Here is a 21005-nt window from a genome sequence, read left to right on the forward strand (position 1 = left end):
GCGGATATTCATCACATGATGACTTCATCGTATGATGAATTTTCTGGGCCGGCTGTCAGCGTCGAGCGGTTGCGGGTGATCAGGGGCAAACATGCGGCGCTGCATGACTTTTCGGTGCAGATCTCGCGCGGCACCATCACCGGGCTACTCGGGCCGTCGGGATGCGGCAAGACAACGCTGATCCGCAGCATCGTCGGCTCCCAGATCATCGCCTCCGGCACCGTGACGGTGTTGGGCCGGCCGGCCGGGAGTCCGGCGTTGCGCCGACGGGTGGGATACGTGCCACAGGACCCGACCATCTACCGCGACCTGCGGGTCGTCGACAACGTCCGCTACATCGCGTCGCTGTACGGCTACGACAGTCACGCCGCCGAGGAAGCCATCGAGCGGGTCGGGCTCGCCGAGCACCGCACCGCGTTCTGCGAAAACCTGTCCGGCGGTCAGCGCACCAGAGTGTCACTGGCCTGTGCGCTGGTCTGCCGCCCCGAGCTGCTGGTACTCGACGAGCCGACCGTCGGATTGGATCCGGTACTGCGCGTAGACCTTTGGGGGCAATTCGCGGAGCTGGCCAACGCCGGCACCACCCTGCTGGTCTCCAGCCACGTGATGGACGAAGCCGACCATTGCGCCGACCTGCTGCTGATGCGGGAGGGACGCCTGGTCGCCCACACCACCCCGGCCCAACTACGAGAGGACACCTCATGCACGTCACTGGAGGAAGCGTTTCTGTCCATCATCAGGCGCAACACCGAGCGCCGAGCCGGGTAGGACTGGGCGCGCAGCTGAAGCCGTACACGGCGACCACCGCCAGGATCCTGCGTCAGGTGGCCGCCGATCACCGCAGCGTGGCAATGATCCTCGTGGTGCCCGTGCTGGTGATCACGCTGATGTACTTCATGTTTCAGAATGCTCCGCATCGCCCCGGGTCGCCCAGCCCGTTCAACAACGCCTGCTTGATCATGCTGGGCCTGTTCCCGTTGTTCGTGATGTTCATCATCACGTCGATCACGATGCAGCGTGAGCGGTCCTCGGGAACCTTGGAGCGCATCCTGACCACGCCGCTGCGCAGGCTCGATCTGTTGATGGCCTATGGAACCGCTTTCTCGATCGCCGCAGCGGTGCAGGCGATTGTGGCGTGCGTCGTCTCGTTCTGGCTGCTGGGCTTCTCCACTGCGGGGGCGCCGGTGTGGGTGTTCGTCATTGCGATCGACAATGCCGTCCTCGGAGTGGGCCTGGGCTTGCTGTTCAGCGCCTTCGCCCGCACCGAGTTTCAAGCGGTGCAGTTCATTCCGCTCGTGATGGTGCCCCAACTCCTGCTGGCCGGGGTGATCGTTCCGCGGGCCGCGATGCCGGGCTGGCTGGAGTGGATCAGCAACCTGTTGCCGGCCAGCTATGCGCTGGAGGCGTTGCAGCAGGTGGGGATCCATACCGCACTGTCGGACACCGCGGTGCGCGACATGCTGGTGGTGCTGGCGTTCGCCGTCGCATCGCTGTGCCTGGCCGCCGCGACACTGCGCCGGAGGACCCCTTAGCGTGGCCGCCCGACGTCCGGGCCGGCCGGCGGGAAACTCCGACACCCGGGAGCGAATCCTGGTGAGTGCGCGGGAGCTGTTCGCGCTCAACGGCATTGACCGGACTTCCATCCGGGCGGTGGCCAGGGGAGCCGGCGTCGATTCCGCTCTGGTCCATCACTATTTCGGCACCAAAGAGCAGTTGTTCGCCGCGGCGATCCACATCCCGATCGACCCCATGCAGGTGATCGGACCGTTGCTGGAAGTCCCGGTCGAGGAGCTCGGGCTCAAGCTGCCCTCGCTGTTGCTGCCGCTGTGGGACTCCGAGTTGGGCGCGGGGCTGATCGCCACCCTGCGGTCGCTGATCGCCGGTGACGACGTGGGGCTGGCCCGCTCGTTTCTCGAGGAGATCGTCGGCGGTGCCGTGGGTTCGCGCGTCGACGATCCCCCGGGAACCGGCAAGCTGCGCACGCAGTTCGTCGCTTCTCAGCTGATGGGCGTGGTGGTGGCGCGCTACATCATCAAGGTCGAGCCGTTCGCGTCGCTGCCCATTGAGCAGATCGTGGCGACGATCGCGCCCAACCTGCAGCGCTATCTCACCGGTGACCTGCCGGGTCTCACGCCGTGAGCCGGGCGTGCTCCTCGTCGTCGACGTCGCGCGCCTCGTCGACCAGCAGGACGGGGATGCCGTCGTCGATGCGGTAGGCGCGGCGCAGCCGCGGGTTGTAGAGCTCCCGGCCCTCGTTCACCAGTAGCAGCGGCCCGCGATCGGCCGGGCACACCAGGATGTTCAGCAGGGTGTCGTCAAGCATCGGCATTTACTTGCTTTCCGCTGAGCTCGGCGCGGGCCGCCGGGGTCAGCTTGCGAAATTCGTTGTTGGCGGCGTCGAAGTACCATGCCTGACGCCCGGACTTCGGGATTCCGGCCGCCCGCAGGGCGCTCACGGTGGGCCGGTAGGTCGCGCTGAGCGTCAGCTTAGGCACCACGTGCACGATGTCGGGTCCGAGCCCGACCGGCATGCTCTCGACCGCCTCGGTCAGGTCGGCGGCGGTGATGGTCGCGCCGGGCCGCAGCGTCACCGCCGCCACCGCCAACTGGCGGTCGCCGACCGAGACGCCGTAGGTCACGGCCAGGTCGACGGCGCTGATCAGGCCCAGCGCGTCGACGACCGGCTCCGCATAGACCATGCCCCGCACCGTGCGGATGACGGCGCCGCGGCGGCCGGCCAGCCAGAAGTCGCCGTCCTCGTCGCGCCGGAACAGGTATTCGGTCGAGATCCAGGTGTCGGCGGGAGCGAACACGCCACGCTTGACCGATGCGGTCGGGTCGATTGGACCGCGTGACTGCGCGAGCAGCACTCCGATCTGGTTGGGCGCGGCCACCTGCACGAAACCGTCATCGTTCTCCAGGATCAGATCGTTCTCCGGGTCGTAGGCGCCCAGTTCGACGCGACCGGCCCCCGGCAGCGGACGGCCCTTGCTGCCGACCTTGGCGCCCGACACGTTGGCGAGCACCGCCTGCCCGTCCGTGGTGGCGAAGAATTCCACGACATGGGCGGGCGCGAACGCGTCGACGACGCGCCCCCACAGGCCGGTCGGCATGCCCGAGCCGATGAACAGCCGCACCGGATGGTTGCCGTGCAGCCCGAACTCCGGGTCGTCGACGACGTCTCGCAACATCGCCCAGGTGTAGGACACCACCGTGACGCCGTACTGGCGGATCTCGGCGACGAACCGGTCCGGCCGCAGGCTGCGGGACAGCGCGATGCGGGTGCCACCGACCACCGCGCCGCCCAGGCTCACCAACAGGGCGGATTCGTGGTGCAGCGGGGTCAGGCAGTACACGGTGTCTTTGCGGTCCAGTGCGGCCGTCGAAGCGGTTCCGAACGCCGACAACGCCCACCGGAAATTCGTGATCTGCTTGGCGACCAGTTCGCCTCCGGCCGCGTTGAACGCGATGAAAGCCAGGTCCCGGGCAAAACCCGGGTTGGCGCGATACCAGGCGGGCATCTGTACCGCGTCGGGGTCGATCTGTTCCATATCGATGACGTCCGCGTCGTCGGGCAGGTGCAGATCGCGCGACTCACCACCACCCAGCACCAAGATCTGCCCCGGAAGTTGGCGCGCCGCTTCGAGATTGGTGGGGTCGGTCAGGATCTCGCTGACTGCGCCCAGGCGAACCTGCGCGGCCAGGTCGACGTCCTCGCGCATCAGCACGGCCACCCCGCCCAGCCGGGACAGTGCGGCGATCGCGACCAGAGCGCTGGGCCGGGTCGCCATCAGCACACCCACCCGGTCGCCCTGGCGCACACCGACTTCGATCAGGCCGCGCACGACGTTGTTGATGCGCTTGTTGACCGCCTCGTAGGTGTGCACGCGGCCGTCGAACAATAGGAACTCGCCTTGCGGTGCATCGTGGGCCTGCTCATCGATGATGCGTCCCAACGAAATTCGGGTGTGATCGTTGAGCTGGCCGAGTCGCGCGAGCCGCGGCAGCGTGCGCACGGTCTCGACTGCCAGGGTGCGCATGGAGCGGTTGGCCGCCACCACAGCGTCCGCCGCACCGCGGGCCAGCGCGAGCGCCGCCTCGGACACTTCCCCCAGGCCGTGCGCGATGCGCGAGCTGAAGGCCACACCGCTGTCGTTGTGCTCTTCAGACTGCTCCACCATCAGGCTGATGCTGGCCGGTTTGTCGCCGTTGCTGGAGATCCAGCGCACCCACTCGGCGACGGTGGGCCAACTCTGCAAGGCAGCGCGCGACCCCACCACCAAGCCGAAATGCCCTGTACGGATCAGACATTCGTACACTTCGGTGTTCGGCGCCGCCCGCCGGATGCCGCGCACCGAGGCGGGCTGACCGATGTCGTCGACCTCACCGACAAAAGCCAGGATGGGACAGGTGATGTCGGTCAACGTCACCATCTGGCCGTTGATCGCGAACCCGCCGGTCATCATCCGGTTGTGCGCGATGAACTGCTTGAGCAGTTCCGAGATGGCCGGCCCTGACCAGGCGATCCATCCCTCGCGTTCGAGGAACCTGCGCTGCTGTTCCCGGGGCAGCAGCGCCTCCCGATCATGCAGCTGGCGCACGAAGTCGATGCGGGCCTGAGCCGTCTTGATCGGATCCATCATCTGAAAACCGGTGCGCGCCATCCAGCTTGGAATGTTCAAGCGGTTGAAGACGTGGTCGGCCATGAAATCGGCGACGCCCGGGGCGATGTTCGCCGGAATGCCCATGGGCAGCGCGGCAAGGGTGTCGACCGGCGAGCCGAACGCGACGATGCTCGCCAGGTTCCTCGAGCGCCGGTAGGCCGCGACCTGGTAGCACCACATACCGCCCTGGGAATATCCGACCAGATGCACGTCCTGGCCGGCGGTGTTCTTGACGGTGTCGATGGCCTGGTCGAGAGCGACGATGTGGTCGGCCAGGGTGCGCTGCATGCCGCCCTCGACCTTGTCGGGCGAGCCGAAGTCGATCACCCACGGGTCCAGACCGCTGGCGTGCAGGATGCCCACCGCGCCGTCTTCCCGGGTGACGTCCCACATGTCGGCCGACATCATCATCGGGTGCACCATGAGCACCGGCGGGCCGACCGGCGGCTGGCCGGGGCGATTGTCCGGCGGGAAGTACCGTCGCAGCTTGTACATCGGCACGCTCTCGACGACCTGCGACGGCGACGGGATGCTGCCCGTTTCCAGGCCGCCCAGGCGGAGCACTTCCAGACCGTTCTGAGCGGTGGCTACCAGCCGCTCGACGGGTCGGGTGACCATCGAAAAATTGAGATCCACCACTGCTCCTCAATGCTCCTGACGTCGGCCTTGACCAGCGAGGACATCATGGCACATCGGCCTTGGCGGGTGGTCTGGGTCACGGGTGTTTGCCGCTGGGGGCGTCAGGTGACGACGGTCCTCACCCTGCCCCGTGCTCGCCCTGCCACGTTGCGGGCAGCATGGGAACCCGCGGCCCGCTACCGAATTCGTCTTCGGCCAGGGTGGTCACGCCCGCAGCACCGACACCCCGGCCGGCCGCGGCGCCGGCGAACCCGGTCGCACCCGTTCCCGACGCGGTCACCTCGGGCTCGAGGTCCATGTATTCGTAGCCCCGGCCCAATTGGGCGACCTTCGCCCGCCGGCGGCGCGGCGCGCCCACCGGTTCCCTGGGAGCCGGCGCAGCGGTCGGCTCCTCCGCGCCGTCAGGTTCCGGCGCCTGCTTCCGGGCTCCGGATACGGCTGCTTTCCTGGCGACCGAACCGAGGTCACCGACCAGGTAGCCGAAATTCTCCATGCCGGCACCCAGGCCCAGACCCACACCGGTGCCGGTGAAGGTCGGGGGCGCCGCGGTCGGCGGCGGCGCGGTGGGTGCGGGGGCCGACCCGGTCACCTCTGCCGGCGCGGGCGCAGGTGACGAGGTGGATGCCGGAACGGACGGGGCGAGCGCGGCGAGCGGCGGCGTGACCGGCGGTGCCACCGGGGGCGCCGGCGGCGCGACAGCCAGGGCGGCCAGGCCCTTGATGCCGATCGGCGCCAGCACCGCGCCGGCGGCCAGTGGCACCAAGGGGGCGGTCAGCAACGGCACCACCACCGCGAGCAGCACGATGGTCTGCTCGAGGAGCGTCTTGAGCAGGGCGATGGTGTCGGTGATGACCGTTCCGATGATCTCCACGGTGACGAACAGGATGGTGAAGCCGATCGTCGTCGGGTTGCCCGAGGCGAACGCGGCGGTGAGGTCCAGGGCGACGAAGGAGAACATCTGCGACAGCAACAGCGCATAGGTGCCGAAATCCATCGGATAGCCGAGGGCGAACGCGATGTTGAACGGGCTGAAGTAGGTCAGCGGGTTGCCCAGGATCACCAGATAGGGATCGAAGCCCGAGAACAGCGCTTGGAAGAACGGCAGGTTGGACAGCGCGTCGATCAGCGGCTGAATGTAGTTGTCGTAGAAATCGATATACCCGATGTCGGTCAGCCACTGATAGAAGTCGTTCTGCCGGTCGGGGGGCAGATCGTCGGCGGCCGCCAATGCGCCGGTGGTGACGATCTCCGGCGCCACGGCCGTCTGTGGTGCGGTCTCCACGGCGGCCGCGGCCGCGCCTTGATAGGTGCTCATCACGGTGGCGGCCTGAATCCACATCCGCACATAGTCGGCCTCGTTGAGTGCGATCGGAATCGTATTGACGCCAAAGAAATTCGTGGCAACCAGCACGGCGTGCACGGCGTGATTGGCAGCAAGTTCCGCCAGTGTGGGCATCGCTGCCACAGCGGTGGACCAGGCGGTGGCCGCGGTCTCCTGCCGGGCAGCCATCGCCGCACTGTCCGTCCCGGCCTGATTCAGCCACGCCAGATACGGCACGTGAGCGGCCACGTACGCCTGCGCGGACGGACCGTCCCACTCGCCGGCCTGTACGGATGCCAGCACCGCGGCCAGGTCCTGGGCAGTCTCCAGGTACGAAGTGCTCAGCGAACTCCAGGCCGCGGCCCCGGCCAATAGCGGACCGGCCCCGGGACCGCTACTGAGCAGCGCCGAATGTACTTCCGGCGGGGCCGCCATCCAGACTGGTGCGGTCATTGCGCACCCGCTCGGTCATGAGTCGAATATTTTGCGGGCGTTGGTAATTGACAAATAAGAAGCCGAAGACACATCGGACGGCGATCGCTCTCTCGGGGTACACCGCCCCGGGTCGCAGGACGCGATGACGCGAGTATCCTGGCTCTCGGATCGCCGCTCGCCTCGCCTTCCAGCTATTCGCCGTGGCGTATGAGGGTCGCTCCCCGATTACAGTGGCGGGACCGCGCCGGTTTCACACCGGCTTCCTGCATCGTCATTGCCTTACCGGTGCATTGTCGCATCTTGGCCGGTGTCGGCGGTAGCCGACAGCGGGGCCGGTAGCCTCGGTCCGGTGGCACACCTGCTCGGAGCCGAGGCGGTACACCTGGCATATCCGACCCAGGTGATCTTCGAATCGGTCACCCTCGGAGTCAACGACGGCGCCCGTATCGGCATCGTCGGCCGCAACGGCGACGGAAAATCCAGTCTGCTGCGGCTGCTCACCGGGGAACTCACGCCCGACTCCGGCCGGGTCACTCAGCGCAGCGGATTGCGGGTGAGCGCGCTGTCCCAGGCCGACACGCTCGATCCCGAGCACACCGTCGGCTGGGCGCTGGTCGGTGACCAGCCCGAACACCAGTGGGCCGGCAACAGCCGGGTGCGCGACGTGGTCGCCGGATTGGTGTCCGATATCGCCTGGGATGCAATGGTTTCCACGCTGAGTGGCGGTCAGCGCCGGCGCGTGCAGCTGGCCCAGCTGTTGATCGGCGACTGGGACGTGATCGCTCTGGACGAACCGACCAACCATCTCGACATCGAGGGCATCACCTGGCTGGCGGGTCACGTGAAGCAACGCTGGGCGCGCAACAGCGGCGGGCTGCTGGTGGTCACCCACGACCGCTGGTTCCTGGACGAAGTCGCCACCACGACATGGGAAGTGCACGACGGGATCGTCGAACCGTTCGAGGGTGGATACGCCGCATACGTGCTGCAGCGCGTCGAACGCGACCGGCAGGCCGCCGCCTTGGAAGCCAAGCGGCAGAACCTGATGCGCAAGGAGCTGGCCTGGTTGCGCCGCGGTGCCCCGGCCCGCACCTCCAAACCCAAGTTCCGCATCGAGGCCGCCAACCAGCTGATCGCCGACGTCCCGCCGCTGCGCAACACCGTGGAACTCGCCAAGCTCGCGACGGCCCGGCTGGGCAAGGACGTGATCGATCTGCTGGACGTCTCGGTCTCCTACAACGGACGACAGGTGCTGCGCGACGTCGAGTGGCGGATCGCCCCGGGCGAGCGGACCGGGATCGTCGGGGCCAACGGCGCCGGCAAGTCCACGCTGCTCGGTTTGCTGGCCGGAACCGTCGAACCCGACTCCGGCCGCGTCAAGCGCGGCAAGACGGTCCGGTTGGCGGTGCTGGACCAGCAGGGCGATGCGCTCACCGCCTTGGCCGGTGAGCGCATCGCCGAGGTCCTGGGCCGGCTGCAGAGCGGATACGAGGTCGAGGGCCGCGAGATGACCCCGGCGCAACTGCTGGAGCGGCTGGGTTTCAGCAGCGGACAGCTGTCGTCACGGATCGGGGAATTGTCCGGTGGACAGCGGCGCCGCCTGCAACTGATGTTCACCCTGCTGGCCGAACCGAACGTGCTGCTGCTCGACGAGCCCACCAACGACGTCGACACCGACATGCTGACCGCCACCGAGGACCTGCTGGACTCCTGGGCCGGCACCCTGATCGTCGTCTCCCACGACCGCTACCTGCTCGAACGCGTCACCGATCAGCAGTACGCGATCGTCGACGGCCGGTTGCGACACCTACCCGGCGGCATCGACGAGTACCTGGCACTTGCGGCTCACTCGCCCGCGAAGCCGGCGCAACCGACCGAGCCGTCACCGCAGCCGGCGATGTCCGGGGCGCAGCGTCGCGCCGCGGAGAAGGAACTGGCCTCAGTCGACCGACAGCTGGCCCGACTGGCCTCCCGGATCGAGGGCAAGCACACCGAACTCGCCGAGCACGATCAATCCGACCACGTCGGCATCACACGGCTGACGCGGGAATTGCGCGGCCTGGAGGACGACGTCGCCACACTGGAAGCCCAATGGCTGGAACTGTCCGAGGCGCTGGAGTGAAGCCGGTGGTGTCCTACCCGCCCGGTGAGGCGCTGCTGGCGGCCTACCGGCGCCGTGGCCCGGTGCTCAACGCCGGGATCGGCCGGCGCGGCTTCGTCTATCTGCTGGGGCCCGAAGCGAACAAGTTCGTCTTCGCCAACGCCGACTCGTTCAGCTGGCGGGAGACGTTCGAGACCCTGGCGCCGGTGGACGGCCCGACTGCGCTGATCGTCAGCGACGGTGAAGACCACCGCCGCCGGCGCAGCGTGGTGGCGCCGGGATTGCGTCACCGCCAGGTCCAGGAATACGTACAGACCATGGCGCGCTCCGTCGACGTCATGATCGACGGCTGGCGTCCCGGCCAGCGGTTGGACATCTACCAGGATTTCCGTTCGGCGGTGCGGCGCAGTACCGCGGAAAGCCTGTTCGGTTCCCGAATGGCCGCGCATTCGGATTTCCTCGGTACACAATTGCAGCCGCTGCTGGACCTCACTCATCAGCTACCGCAGGTGATGGCGCTGCAGCGGCGGTTCAACTCCCCCGGCTGGCGAAAGGCGATGGCGGCCCGCGCGCGCATCGACGCGTTGATGGACGCCGAGATCGCCGATGCCCGCGCCCGGCCCAGACCTGACGACCACCTGCTGACGACGCTGCTGCACGGACGGTCCGACGAGGGACAGACGTTGTCGGACAACGAGATCCGCGACCAGATCGTGTCGATGATCACCGCCGGCTTCGAAACCACCAGTGGCGCGCTCGCGTGGGCCGCCTATCTGCTGTTGACGGTGCCGGGGGCGTGGGATACCGCGGCCGCCGAGGTGAAACACGTGCTGGGCGGTGCGGCCCCGACCGCCGCGGATCTGCCCGCCCTGACATACCTCAACGGCGTTGTGCACGAAACGCTTCGGCTGTACCCGCCGGGAGTGATCTCGGCGCGCCGGGTGATGCGGGAACTGCGATTCGACGGGCACCGGATCACCGCGGGACGGATGCTCGTCTTCAGCGCATACGTCACCCACCGGATCGCCGAATTATGGCCGCAGCCAACGGAATTCCGTCCGCAACGATGGGACGCAACGGCCCCGGGCTACCGCAAGCCCGCTCCGCACGAGTTCATTCCGTTCAGCGGCGGCTTGCACCGGTGCATCGGCTCGGTGATGGCTCTGACCGAGATGACGGTGATGCTGGCCCGGCTGCTGGCACGGACCACGCTGAGCCTGCCGGACCAACGCCGCATTCGGGCCGGCAACTTCGCCTCACTCAGTCCCCAACCGGGTCTGACGGTGCAAGTCCTCGACTCAGTGCCAGCGCAGTAGCACGAGCTCGGCGCAGAAACCCGGTCCCATCGCCAGCATCAGGCCGGGGCTACCGCTGGGCGGCCGCTTCTCGATGGTGTCGCGCAGGATGTGCAGCACCGACGACGAGGACAGGTTGCCGATCTCCCCGAGGGAACGCCACGTCAGCTCGAGCGCCTCCGGCGGTAACTCGAGAGAGTTGGTGATCGCGTCGATCACCTTCGGGCCCCCGGGGTGACTGACCCAGGTGCCGATGTCCTGCCTGGTCATATCGTGCAGAGCAAGGAAACCGTCGACATCGGCGGGCAGGTGCGCCTCGATGAGGTCGGTCAGGTCCGGCGACAGGCGCAGTTGCAGGCCGTGCGAGCCCACATCCCAGCCCATGATGTCCAGCGATTCGGGGTACAGCCGGCTGCGGGAGTCGACGATGGCCGGGCCGGTGGCGTTGATCTGTTCGGCGCGACGGTCACCGACGGCCACGACCGCAGCGGCGCCGTCACCGAACAGCGCGGTCCCGATCAGGCCGGACACCGTGGGTTTGACCGCCGGGTAGGTCAGCGAACAGAGCTCGACGGAGATCAACACCGCGACGCCGTCGGGCGCCCCGCGCAGTTAGTCGTTCAGGCGAGCCACCCCGGCCGCCCCGGCCACGCAACCCAGCCCGAACAGCGGCATGCGGCGTACATCAGGCCGAAGACCGAGCCGCCCGGCGATCCGGGCGTCCAGCGAGGGCACCGCGACGCCGGTGACCGTGGTGGTGGCGATCAGGTCGATGTCCTGCGGCTGCAGACCGGCCTCATCCAGCGCACCCATCAGCGCCTCGATGCCAAGGTCGACCGCCTTGTCGATGAAGATCTCGTTGGCGTCGCCGAAGTCGTTCAGCGCCGGGTAGCGCTCCAGCGGCAACACGAAGTGGCGGTTGTTCACCTTGGCGGACTTGTGCAGGCGCCGAACGATCTCTTCGTGTTCCTTCAACCCGGGAAACTCGACGAACAGATCGGTGATCTCACTCTGGCTGTATCGGTGTGGTGGCAACGCACCGAAGACCCCTGCGATGACGCTCATTGACCCTGCCTCATTCAGTTGCTCGCCGGATAGCCCACCCCGAAAAGACTTCTCAAAACCCGGAGTTTAGTGGCGATTTTGTGGCCTGGCAAAAAGGGTGATATTCAACACCTGTCTTATTTGTGTGAGAAATATGTGCGGAGAGCACCCTTTGTCAGCCTTTATCATCTCCGGGCTCGAGGGTCATTGCGATTAGCGCATCAGGACTCAGCGAGTCGATTACATCCTCGCTGGACGTGTCTTCTGAACTGGGGTTTTCTGGCTTGCCCGCCAGCAGCAGCAGTTTGTCGAGTAAACCGGTACGCCGCAGCTCGCGGATTGGAATCGTGTTCAATAAGGACCAAATGCGGTGGTCCTCGGATTCGTCGCCGGCATCGTCTGACAGTTGTTGCGCGAGGTGCTCGGCCAGATCATGCGGAGTCGGATAGTCGAAAATCATGGTGCGCGATAGTGACAATCCCGCCAAAGTGCTGTCCGTTTTCAGCCGGTTGCGCAGTTCCACACCGCTCATCGAGGTGAAGCCCAGGTCTTGGAACGCCTGTCGGGGACCGATGTCGCCCGGCCCGGCATATCCGAGTACCGCGGCGGCATGCAAGCACACCAAGTCGACCAGCCGGCGATACCGCTCGCCGGAATCGAGCTCTCGCCACCGTTGCGAACGCGGTGCGCTGTCCGGCGTGTCCGCTTCGGCCCCAACCCAGAAGTGTCGCCGCGCGAATGCGTAGGTCGGCAGCTCGACGCGGCGGGCTTTGAGACCGCTGAACGTGGCCGCCCAGTCGATGTCCACTCCCCTGGTGAACAGCGCCCCCGCGGCGGTCAGCACCGTATCGGCCTCGGCAACACCGTCCGACAACGTCACGACCGAGACATCCTGATCACCCGTCAGACCGGCGCCCGGGCCGACTTCGATGAACACCCCGCCGCCCAGGGCGGTCGCGGTGCGCACCCCGTCGGCGAACCGCACCGGCTTGCGCACATGGTCCACCCAGTACCGGGCCGAACCGTATCCGGCGCCGGCGGCCTCACCAGTGATGTTGGATAACAACCCGATTCGCGGCTCCGAGAAACTGAGACCGGACAGTGCGGTCGAGAACTCTTCGAGCATGGGCTCCATCAGCGCCGAGTGGAACGCGTGCGACACCGCCAGCCGGTGTACCCGGCGGCCCTGTGCCGCCAACTGATCGGCCACCGCGCCCACCGCAGCTTCCGGCCCGGACAACACGACGGAATCCGGCGCGTTCACCGCGGCCAGACTGACCCGCTGCCCCAGCAACGGCTGCACGTCAGCTTCCCCGGCGGCTACCGCGACCATCACCCCGCCCGCCGGCAGCCCGGCCATCAGCCGGCCGCGAAGAGCGACCAGCCGCGCCGCATCCGCCAGTGACAACACCCCGGCCAGCTGCGCGGCCGCGATCTCACCCACCGAGTGGCCCAGCAGCAGCTCAGGGGTCACGCCCCAGGACCGCACGAGTGCGGCCACCGCCAGCTGTACCGCGAAAAGGCTCGGCTGAGCGAACTCGGTGCTGTGCGATAACGTCTGGTCGCGTCCCCACATCACTTGTCGCAGTGGCAATCTGAGATGCGGATCCAGCGCGGTGGCCACCTCGTCGAACGTCGCGGCGAATACCGGGAACCGGCGGTGCAGCTGCCGACCCATGCCCAGGTACTGCGAGCCCTGTCCTGGAAAGACGAACACCGTCTTTCCGGGACCGCCGGCCCGGCCCACCACCACGCCGGAACCCGGCGTGCCCGACGCCACAGCGTGCACGCCGGCGATCATCTGCGCCCGGTCGCAACCGACGATCACGGCCCGATGATCGAACACCGCGCGGGTGGTCGCCAACGACCAACCCACGTCGGCAATTGCGCCGTCGGCCTGTCCGGCCAGCCGCGCCGCCTGACCGGCCAGCGCGTCTGCCGAGCGCCCGCTGAGCACCCACGGGACGGTGACCACGTCGGGCGGCGCCTCGTCGACCGGCGCGGCGTCGAACCGCGCGGGCTCGGGAGCCTGTTCGACGATCACGTGAGCATTGGTGCCGCCCATGCCGAACGATGAGACACCGGCCCGCCGCGGCGCCGCCCACGGTGTCAGGGCGATGTTGACCCGCAAGCCCGCCGCAGCCAGGTCGATCGTCGGGTCGGCGAAGTTGAGACTGGCTGGAAGCGAACCGTTTTCGAGCGACAGCACCACTTTGATCAGGCCCGCAACCCCGGCTGCCGCACCGGTGTGCCCGATGTTGGTCTTGACGGAGCCGATGGCCACCTGGTGACGCCCACCGAACACGGATCCGAGTGCCCGGGCCTCTACCGGATCCCCGACCGCGGTCCCGGTCCCGTGGGCCTCCACATAGCCGACGTCGTCGCACTCCAGACGGGCGTCGGCCAGTGCGCGCCGGATGACGTCGGCCTGAGCGGCGGCCGAGGGCACCGTCAGACTGCTGCTCTCGTGGCCTGCGTTGCCGACGGCGCTGCCGGAAATGACGGCACGGACGCGGTTTCCGTCGCGCACGGCGTCGCCGAGCGGCTTGAGCAGGACCAGACCGGCACCGTCGCCGCGCACATATCCGTCACCGCGCCGGTCGAAGGCGTAGGTGTGCCCGGTCGGCGACAGCGCACCGAATTCCGTTTCCAGCAGCGCTGTTTCGGATGCCAGGTTGAGGTGCACGCCGCCGGCGACCGCCATCGCCGCCGTGCCTGCCCGCAGCGCGGCGCACGCCTCGTGGACCGCGACCAGAGACGACGACTGCCCGGAGTCGACGGTCATGCTGGGGCCGCGTAAACCGAACGCATACGAGACGCGGTTGGCGATCATCGCCCGGCTCAGACCGGCGAACGAATGGTGGTCGACCTGCCCCGCCAGGGTCAGCAGCGCGTAATCGTCGTTCATGGCGCCGAGGTAGACGGCGACCTGCTCACCACGCACGGTCTCCGGCACCAGGAATGCGTCTTCGAGCAGTTCCCAGGTCAATTCCATCGCCAGCCGTTGCCGCGGGTCCATGGCGCACGCCGCGCGCGGTGCGACATTGAAGAACTGGGCGTCGAAATCGCCTGCTCCGGTCAGGGGTTCGATCACCTCACGTCCGTCGCGCAGCAGCTGCCAGAATTCGCGCGGGTTCGCGGCCCCCGGAAAACGGCACGCCAACCCGATGATGGCAATGTCCGTCGGCTGCACGGCGACCCTCTCAGGGAGTGAAGTCGTCATCGAGGAGAGCGCGAAGCTCACTCTTGGCGGCCTCATCCTCAGCGGCCGGAGCGCTCAGTTGGGCGATGAGCGCCTGCAGCCTGGTGGTGACTTGGGTCTTCTCTTCGGGGCTCCAGTCGGGCCGGCGGACCAGGGTGCCGAGTTCGCGGCTGACGTCCTCGAAGCGGGCCAGCAGGTTCTGCGGTTCGCCGGCCGGCGGCGCACCGGTGTCCAACTGATCGGCCAGGTATTGCGCCAGTGCGGCCGGCGTCGGGTAATCGAAGATCAAGGTGGGTGAAAGGGTCAGTCCGGTCGCGGTTTTCAGCCGATTACGGAGCTCCACGGCGGTCAGCGAGTCGAACCCCAGTTCCTGGAATGCCTTGTTGCCGTCGATGTCGACCGCGCTGCTATGCCCCAGAACGGTTGCGGCACTTGAGGAGATCAGCTCGGTGAGAGCCTGGAGACGTTGCTCGGGGGCCAGGGTGTGCAGCCGCTCGACCATGCTGCCGGCCGCCGAGTTGGTGTCGGCGGCATCGATGACTCGCCGGCTCGGACGAGTCACCAGGTCATGCCAGAGCGGGGGCAGGTCGGCCTCGCTGGTCAGGGCGGTGGTGTCCAGGCGCGCAGCCACGGGCACCGGGTGATCGGCAAGCAGGGCGGCATCGAGCAGTCCCAGCGCCTGTTCGGTGGGCAGCGGCGACAATCCGACCTGCCTCATCCGCGCCAGGTCCCGTTCGCCGAGTTTGCCGGTCATCGCACTGGTCTCTTCCCAGAGTCCCCAGCCGATCGAGATCCCGGGCAGATTGTGTTCGCGTCGATAACTCGCCAGCCCGTCCAGAAAGGCGTTGGCCGCGGCGTAGTTCCCCTGTCCCGGACTGCCGACGACGCCGGCGAGCGACGAAAACATCACGAACGCAGCCAGATTCGCGTCGCGGGTCAGCTCGTGCAGGTTCCAGGCACCGTCCACCTTGACCCGTAGCACCGCATCGAGGCGCTCTGGTGTCAACGAGGTGATGACCGTGTCGTCGATGACGCCGGCGGCGTGGAACACGCCCTTGAGGGGGAATCGTTCGGGTATCTGCTTCAGCATGGCGGCCACCGCGGCGCGGTCGGCGACATCGCACTCTGCGACCGCCACCTGCGCCCCGCCCTGCTCCAGCCCGGCCACCAACTCGGCCACCCCCGCAGCCCGCGAACCGGACCTGCTGACCAACACCACATGCGCCACCCCGTAGCGGTCGACGAGATGCTGCGCCACCGCGGCACCTGCCATACCGGTGCCGCCGGTGATCACCACGGAGCCGCCGGTCAACGGCGACTGCGCGCCGGCCGGCCCGTTCGGGACGGTCAGCACCACTTTGCCAATGTGCCTGGCCTGGCTGACGAACCGGTATGCCTGCTGGATGCGTCGCACATCGAAGACGGTGACCGGCAACGGTTTCACCGCACCGTCGCGCAGCAGCCCGAGGATTTCGGCGTACATCTGCGCCATCAGGTCGGGTCCGGCCTCGAACAGGTCGAACGCCTGATAACGCACTCCGCGGTGCTCCTCGGCGACAAGCAGCGGGTCGCGGACGTCGGTCTTGCCCATCTCGAGGAACCGCCCACCCGGGGCCGTCAGCCGTAACGAGGTATCGAGGAACTCGCCGGCCAGCGAGTTGAGCACGACGTCGACCCCTTCGCCGCCCGTGACCGCCCGGAACTTCTCCTCGAACTCCAGCGTCCGCGAATCGCCGATGTGATCGTCGTCGAAACCCATGGCCCGCAGGGTGTCCCACTTGCCCCGGCTGGCTGTGGCGAAAACCTCGCATCCCCAGTGCCGCGCCAGTTGGATGGCGGCCATACCCACCCCACCGGCGCCGGCATGAACCAGCACTCGCTCGCCGGCCCGGAGACCACCCAGCACCGACAAGCCGTAGAGCGCCGTCAGGAACACCACGGGCACGCTGGCGGCGGTGGCCAGCGACCAACCCGCCGGCACCGCGGTCACTATCCGCTGATCCACGACCGCTTCGGAGGCTGCCGCGCCCAAATGACCCATCACCGCGTCGCCTACCGACAACCCGGTCACCCCGGGACCCACCTCGACGATCACCCCGGCACCTTCGACGCCAAGCTCCGCCACGCCCGGGTACATGCCCAGCGCCAGCATCACGTCGCGGAAGTTCACACCCACCGCCCCCACAGCCACCCTGACCTGACCGCGACCCACTTCCACCCGCTCACAGGGGCGAACGGTGAGTTCCTCCAGCGTTCCGCCGGCGCCGGCGCCCAACCGCCACAGACCCTCCGGGAGCGCGAGCACCGGCGACGCGGCGCGCACCAGGCGGGCGCCGTACACGACCCCGGAGCGCACCAACAGTTGCGGCTCCGCGTAGCGCAGCGCCTCCTGCACCGGCACCGAATCATCGGTATCGATCAGCACGAACCGCCCCGGGTTCTCGGCCTGGGCAGAGCGCACCAGACCCCACACCGCGGCGGCCGCCAAGTCCGACACGGCTCCGTTGGGCGGGGCGACACCTCCCCTGGTCAGGACCGCGAGCACCCCGGACGAACTGAGGTGCTCCTGCAGCACCCGCAACGCGCGGTGGGTCGCGCGCGATACTGCACCGGGCAGCTGCGCATCTGACTCCGGTTCCCACACCGACGCCACACTCGGCACATCGGAGCCGTTGTGCTGCAACGGCTTCCACGTCACGTCCAACAGGCCGCCAGCTGTTCTGGCTCCGGTCGGCACCGCCGCCGCCAGTGCTTGCCCGGAAACCGCGCGCACCACCAATTCCCGGACCGACAGCACCGGCAATCCGGCGGAGTCGGCGAGTTCCACCGACACCGAGCCGGCGCCGGTGGGCGCCAGCCGGACCCGCAGCCGTGATGAGCCTGTGGCGTGCAGGGTCACCCCTTGCCAGGAGAACGGCAGCGCCAGCTGCGCACCGTCCTCGACGAATCCCCAGGCGTGCAGCGCCGCGTCCAGCACCGCGGGGTGAATCCCGAAGCGCCGCACGTTGACTCCCTCGGGTGCGACCACCTCGGCGTACACCTCACGTCCCCGTCGCCACACCGCCCGGACGCCCTGGAAGGCTCGACCGTAGCCGTAGCCCCGCGCGCCCAACTGGTCGTACACGCCCGACACGTCCACGGCCGAGGCGCCGACCGGCGGCCACGCCGACAGATCCGCTCCGCTCCGGATACCGCCGGGACCCAGCACGCCTTCGGCGTGCAGAACCCACGAATCGCCGGACGCCGAATACACCCGTACCCCGTGGCGTCCGGAGTCGTCGGCGGCACCCACCACCACTTGCACGGGCACGACACCAGTTTCCGGCAGCGCCAGCGGTGCCACCAGCGTGAGCTCCTCGATGACCGGGGCACCGGCCTCGTCGCCGGCGCGCAACACCAGTTCGACGAAGCCGGCTCCCGGGAACAGCACCACGCCGCTGACGACGTGGTCGGACAACCAGTTCTGGACCGCCGGCGACAGCGAGCCGCTCAACACCACACCGCCGACGTCCGGCCGTTCCACCACCACCCCCAGGAGCGGGTGGCCGCTGCCGGTCAGGCCGACCGTGGCCAGCTGCGTCGGTCCGACACCCAGCTCCGCCAGCCAGAAGTGTTGCCGGTTGAAGCCGTAGGTCGGCAGCGGCACCCGCTGAGCGCCGAGGCCGGAGAATGCCTCGCGCCATTGCACGCCGACGCCGGCGGTGAACAGCCGGCCGAGACCGAGCAGCAGCGTGTCGACTTCCGGACGATCCTTGGCTATCAGGGTGGCGGACACGGGTTCGCCCGCAAGCGACTGCTCGGCCAGCGCCATCAGTCCGCCGCTGGGACCGACCTCGAGAAAAACCTTGGCCCCCAACGATTCGGCCAGCTGGACGCTGTCGGCGAACCGCACCGGCCGTCGCACGTGCTCGACCCAGTATTCGGCGGTTCCGTACCCCGGTCCGGCCAACTGACCGGTCACGTTGGACACCAGGCTGATCCGCGGTGCGGAGCAGGACACCCCGGCGAGGGCCGCCGCGAACTCCGCGAGGATCGGTTCCATCAATGCGGAATGGAAAGCATGCGAGACGGCCAGCCGGTGCACCCGCCGGCCCCGGGCCGACAGCGACGCCACCACGGCGTCCACCGCAGCCTGCTCACCCGAGATAACCACGGCATGAGGTGCATTGACCGCGGCGATGCCAGCCCCGGGAATCAGCTCCGCGACTGCCTCCTCCTCGCCGGCCGCGACCGCAACCATGACTCCGCCGGCCGGCAGGCCCGCCATCAGCCGGGCGCGGGCCGCCACCAATCGCGCCGCGTCCTCCAGCGACAGCACCCCGGCGACGTGTGCGGCGGCGATCTCGCCGACCGAGTGGCCGAGCACGACATCCGGGACGACGCCGCAGGATTGCAGCAGTGCCGCCAATGCCACCTCGACGGCGAACAGTGCCGGCTGGGCGAACTCCGTACTCTCCAGCAGACCCGCGTCGTTGCCCCACACCACCTGCTGCAACGGAATTCGCAAATGACCGTTCAACGCGTCGCCGGCCGCGTCGAAGGCCTTGGCGAAAACCGGGAATCGCTCGTACAGTGCACGGCCCATGTTCAGGTATTGCGCGCCCTGCCCGGGGAAGACGAACACCGTCTGACCCACCGGGCGGGTGCGACCCACCGCCACCTCGCCAGTCGCCGCTCCGGCGGCAAGGCCGGCGAGAGCGTCCAGGAACTGCGCGCGTTCGCCTGCCACGACCACGGCACGGTGTTCGAACAGCGAGCGGGTGGTCACCAGTGACCAACCCACATCGAGCGGGCGTACCCCGGCATCGGAGCGCAGCTGCGCCAGCAGGCGCCGGGCCTGGTTGGCCAGGGCAGCCGGCGAACGGGCCGACAGCACCCACGGGACGGTACCGGAGAACGGTTCGGGCTCAACGGATTCCGGTGCGGGGTCCTGCTCCAGGATCACGTGCGCGTTGGTGCCGCTGATCCCGAACGACGACACGCCCGCTCGGCGCGGCCGGCCGGGCTCCGGCCACAGGCGCGCCTCGGTCAACAGGGACACCGCACCGGCTGACCAATCCACGTGCGGCGTCGGCGCGTCCACGTTCAACGTTTTCGGCATCACGCCGTGCTGCATCGCCAACACCATCTTGATCACGCCGGCCACGCCCGCCGCGGCCGAGGAGTGGCCCAGGTTCGACTTGATCGATCCCAGCCACAATGGCTCGTCGCGGTTCTGGCCGTAGGTCGCCAAGATCGCCTGGGCCTCGATCGGATCACCCAGCGTGGTGCCGGTCCCGTGTCCTTCGACGACGTCCACGTCGGCCACGCCGAGGTGTGCGCTGGCCAGCGCCGCCCGGATAACCCGTTGCTGCGACGGGCCGTTGGGCGCGGTCAGCCCGTTGGACGCGCCATCCTGATTCACCGCCGAACCCCGCACCACCGCCAGCACCTGATGCCCCAGCCGCTGCGCATCGGCCAGCCGCTCAACCACCAGGACACCGGCGCCTTCGGCCCATGACGTACCGTCCGCCGCAGCCGCATACGCCTTGCATCGACCGTCGGCGGCCAGAGCGCGCTGCCGGCTGAATTCCACGAAACCGCCGGGCGTGGCCATCACCGTCACCCCGCCGACCAGTGCCAGGTCGCACTCGCCGGAACGTAACGACTGGGCGGCCAGGTGCAGTGCCACCAGTGACGACGAGCACGCCGTATCCACCGACACTGCCGGGCCCTCGAGACCCAGCACGTAGGCCACCCGTCCCGAGGCCACACTCAACGTGGAACCGGTGAGGCCGTAACCCTCCAGTTCGCCCTTGACTTCGCCCCCGTAACCGGCGTGGATCACACCCGCGAACACCCCGGTGGCAGTGCCCCGCAACGTGGTCGGGTCGATTCCCGCGCGCTCCAGCGCTTCCCACGACACCTCGAGCAGCACCCGCTGCTGCGGGTCCATCGCGAGAGCTTCGTTCGGACCGATGCCGAAGAATCCGGCGTCGAAATCGCCGGCGTCGGCCAGAAAGCTGCCCCGCCGCGTGTAACTTTTGCCGAGCGCATCCGGGTCTGGATCGTACATGCCGTCGACATCCCAGCCGCGATCCGCCGGAAAGTCCGAGACCCCGTCACGCCCGTCGATCAGCAACTGCCACAGCGCCTCTGGCGAATCCGCACCGCCGGGATAGCGACATCCCATGCCCACAATCGCCACCGGCTCGGACAGCCTGCCCTCCAACTCAGACAGGCGGCGCCGGGTGCGGCGCAGATCCGCGGTGAGGCGCTTCAGGTAGTCAACCTGCTTGGTGGCGTCCACTGGTTATTCCTCGGA

Annotated in this window: 10 protein-coding genes, 1 pseudogene and 1 riboswitch; of the genes and pseudogenes, 5 read left to right on the forward strand and 6 right to left on the reverse strand. The window is 68.2% G+C overall.

The window, feature by feature from the left end:
- Window positions 1–15: 15 nt before the first annotated feature.
- The 3 genes from QXK92_RS05740 to QXK92_RS05750 are packed head-to-tail and all read left to right on the forward strand — an operon-like array spanning window position 16 to window position 2139.
- Window positions 16–768, forward strand: a complete 753-nt coding sequence (locus QXK92_RS05740; RefSeq protein ID WP_306240702.1) for an ABC transporter ATP-binding protein — start codon at window positions 16–18, stop codon at window positions 766–768.
- 14 nt (window positions 769–782) lie between these two features.
- Window positions 783–1532 carry an ABC transporter permease gene (locus QXK92_RS05745; protein ID WP_306244219.1) on the forward strand — a complete coding sequence of 250 codons (750 nt, stop codon included), beginning with the start codon at window positions 783–785 and terminating at the stop codon, window positions 1530–1532.
- Between the two features lies 1 nt (window position 1533).
- Entirely contained in the window at window positions 1534–2139 is a 606-nt protein-coding gene (locus tag QXK92_RS05750) for a TetR family transcriptional regulator (RefSeq protein WP_306240703.1), read from the forward strand.
- Here the strand turns inward: QXK92_RS05750 and QXK92_RS05755 are convergent.
- The 3 genes from QXK92_RS05755 to QXK92_RS05765 form a co-directional block, all read right to left on the reverse strand.
- Window positions 2129–2323, reverse strand: coding sequence for a Trm112 family protein (locus QXK92_RS05755; protein WP_306240704.1), 195 nt, complete (start codon window positions 2321–2323; stop codon window positions 2129–2131). The two genes, QXK92_RS05750 and QXK92_RS05755, sit on opposite strands and share 11 nt — an antisense overlap.
- Window positions 2316–5303 (reverse strand): acyl-CoA synthetase, encoded by a 2988-nt coding sequence (locus QXK92_RS05760; protein ID WP_306240705.1) that lies wholly within the window; start codon window positions 5301–5303, stop codon window positions 2316–2318. The genes QXK92_RS05755 and QXK92_RS05760 overlap by 8 nt, the downstream gene beginning before the upstream one ends.
- A gap of 118 nt (window positions 5304–5421) precedes the next feature.
- A complete protein-coding gene (locus tag QXK92_RS05765) occupies window positions 5422–7077 on the reverse strand; it encodes a PPE domain-containing protein (protein WP_306240706.1) in 1656 nt (551 codons plus the stop codon).
- 111 nt (window positions 7078–7188) lie between these two features.
- Window positions 7189–7369, reverse strand: a riboswitch (cobalamin riboswitch).
- 39 nt (window positions 7370–7408) lie between these two features.
- On the opposite strand from QXK92_RS05765, the gene QXK92_RS05770 reads away from it, so the two are divergent.
- Window positions 7409–9181 (forward strand): ABC-F family ATP-binding cassette domain-containing protein, encoded by a 1773-nt coding sequence (locus QXK92_RS05770; RefSeq protein ID WP_306240707.1) that lies wholly within the window; start codon window positions 7409–7411, stop codon window positions 9179–9181.
- Window positions 9182–9189: 8 nt separating this feature from the next.
- A complete protein-coding gene (locus QXK92_RS05775) occupies window positions 9190–10476 on the forward strand; it encodes a cytochrome P450 (protein WP_306244221.1) in 1287 nt (428 codons plus the stop codon).
- Here the strand turns inward: QXK92_RS05775 and QXK92_RS05780 are convergent.
- From QXK92_RS05780 to QXK92_RS05790, 3 genes and pseudogenes are all read right to left on the reverse strand, one after another.
- Window positions 10459–11520 (reverse strand): annotated as a pseudogene (locus QXK92_RS05780) (type III polyketide synthase). The gene QXK92_RS05775 and the pseudogene QXK92_RS05780 sit on opposite strands and share 18 nt — an antisense overlap.
- A gap of 154 nt (window positions 11521–11674) precedes the next feature.
- Window positions 11675–14692 carry a type I polyketide synthase gene (locus tag QXK92_RS05785; protein ID WP_306244223.1) on the reverse strand — a complete coding sequence of 1006 codons (3018 nt, stop codon included), beginning with the start codon at window positions 14690–14692 and terminating at the stop codon, window positions 11675–11677.
- Window positions 14693–14702: 10 nt separating this feature from the next.
- A complete protein-coding gene (locus QXK92_RS05790) occupies window positions 14703–20990 on the reverse strand; it encodes a type I polyketide synthase (RefSeq protein ID WP_306240708.1) in 6288 nt (2095 codons plus the stop codon).
- Window positions 20991–21005: the final 15 nt, after the last annotated feature.

Source organism: Mycobacterium sp. TY815 (assembly GCF_030755135.1).
In the GTDB taxonomy this organism is placed as follows: domain Bacteria; phylum Actinomycetota; class Actinomycetes; order Mycobacteriales; family Mycobacteriaceae; genus Mycobacterium.

Coding starts and splice junctions, on each gene's coding strand:
- QXK92_RS05740 (WP_306240702.1), top strand. CDS start 16: ATGATGACTTCATCGTATGATGAATTTTCTGGGCCGGCTGTCAGCGTC.
- QXK92_RS05765 (WP_306240706.1), bottom strand. CDS start 7,077: ATGACCGCACCAGTCTGGATGGCGGCCCCGCCGGAAGTACATTCGGCG.
- QXK92_RS05755 (WP_306240704.1), bottom strand. CDS start 2,323: ATGCTTGACGACACCCTGCTGAACATCCTGGTGTGCCCGGCCGATCGC.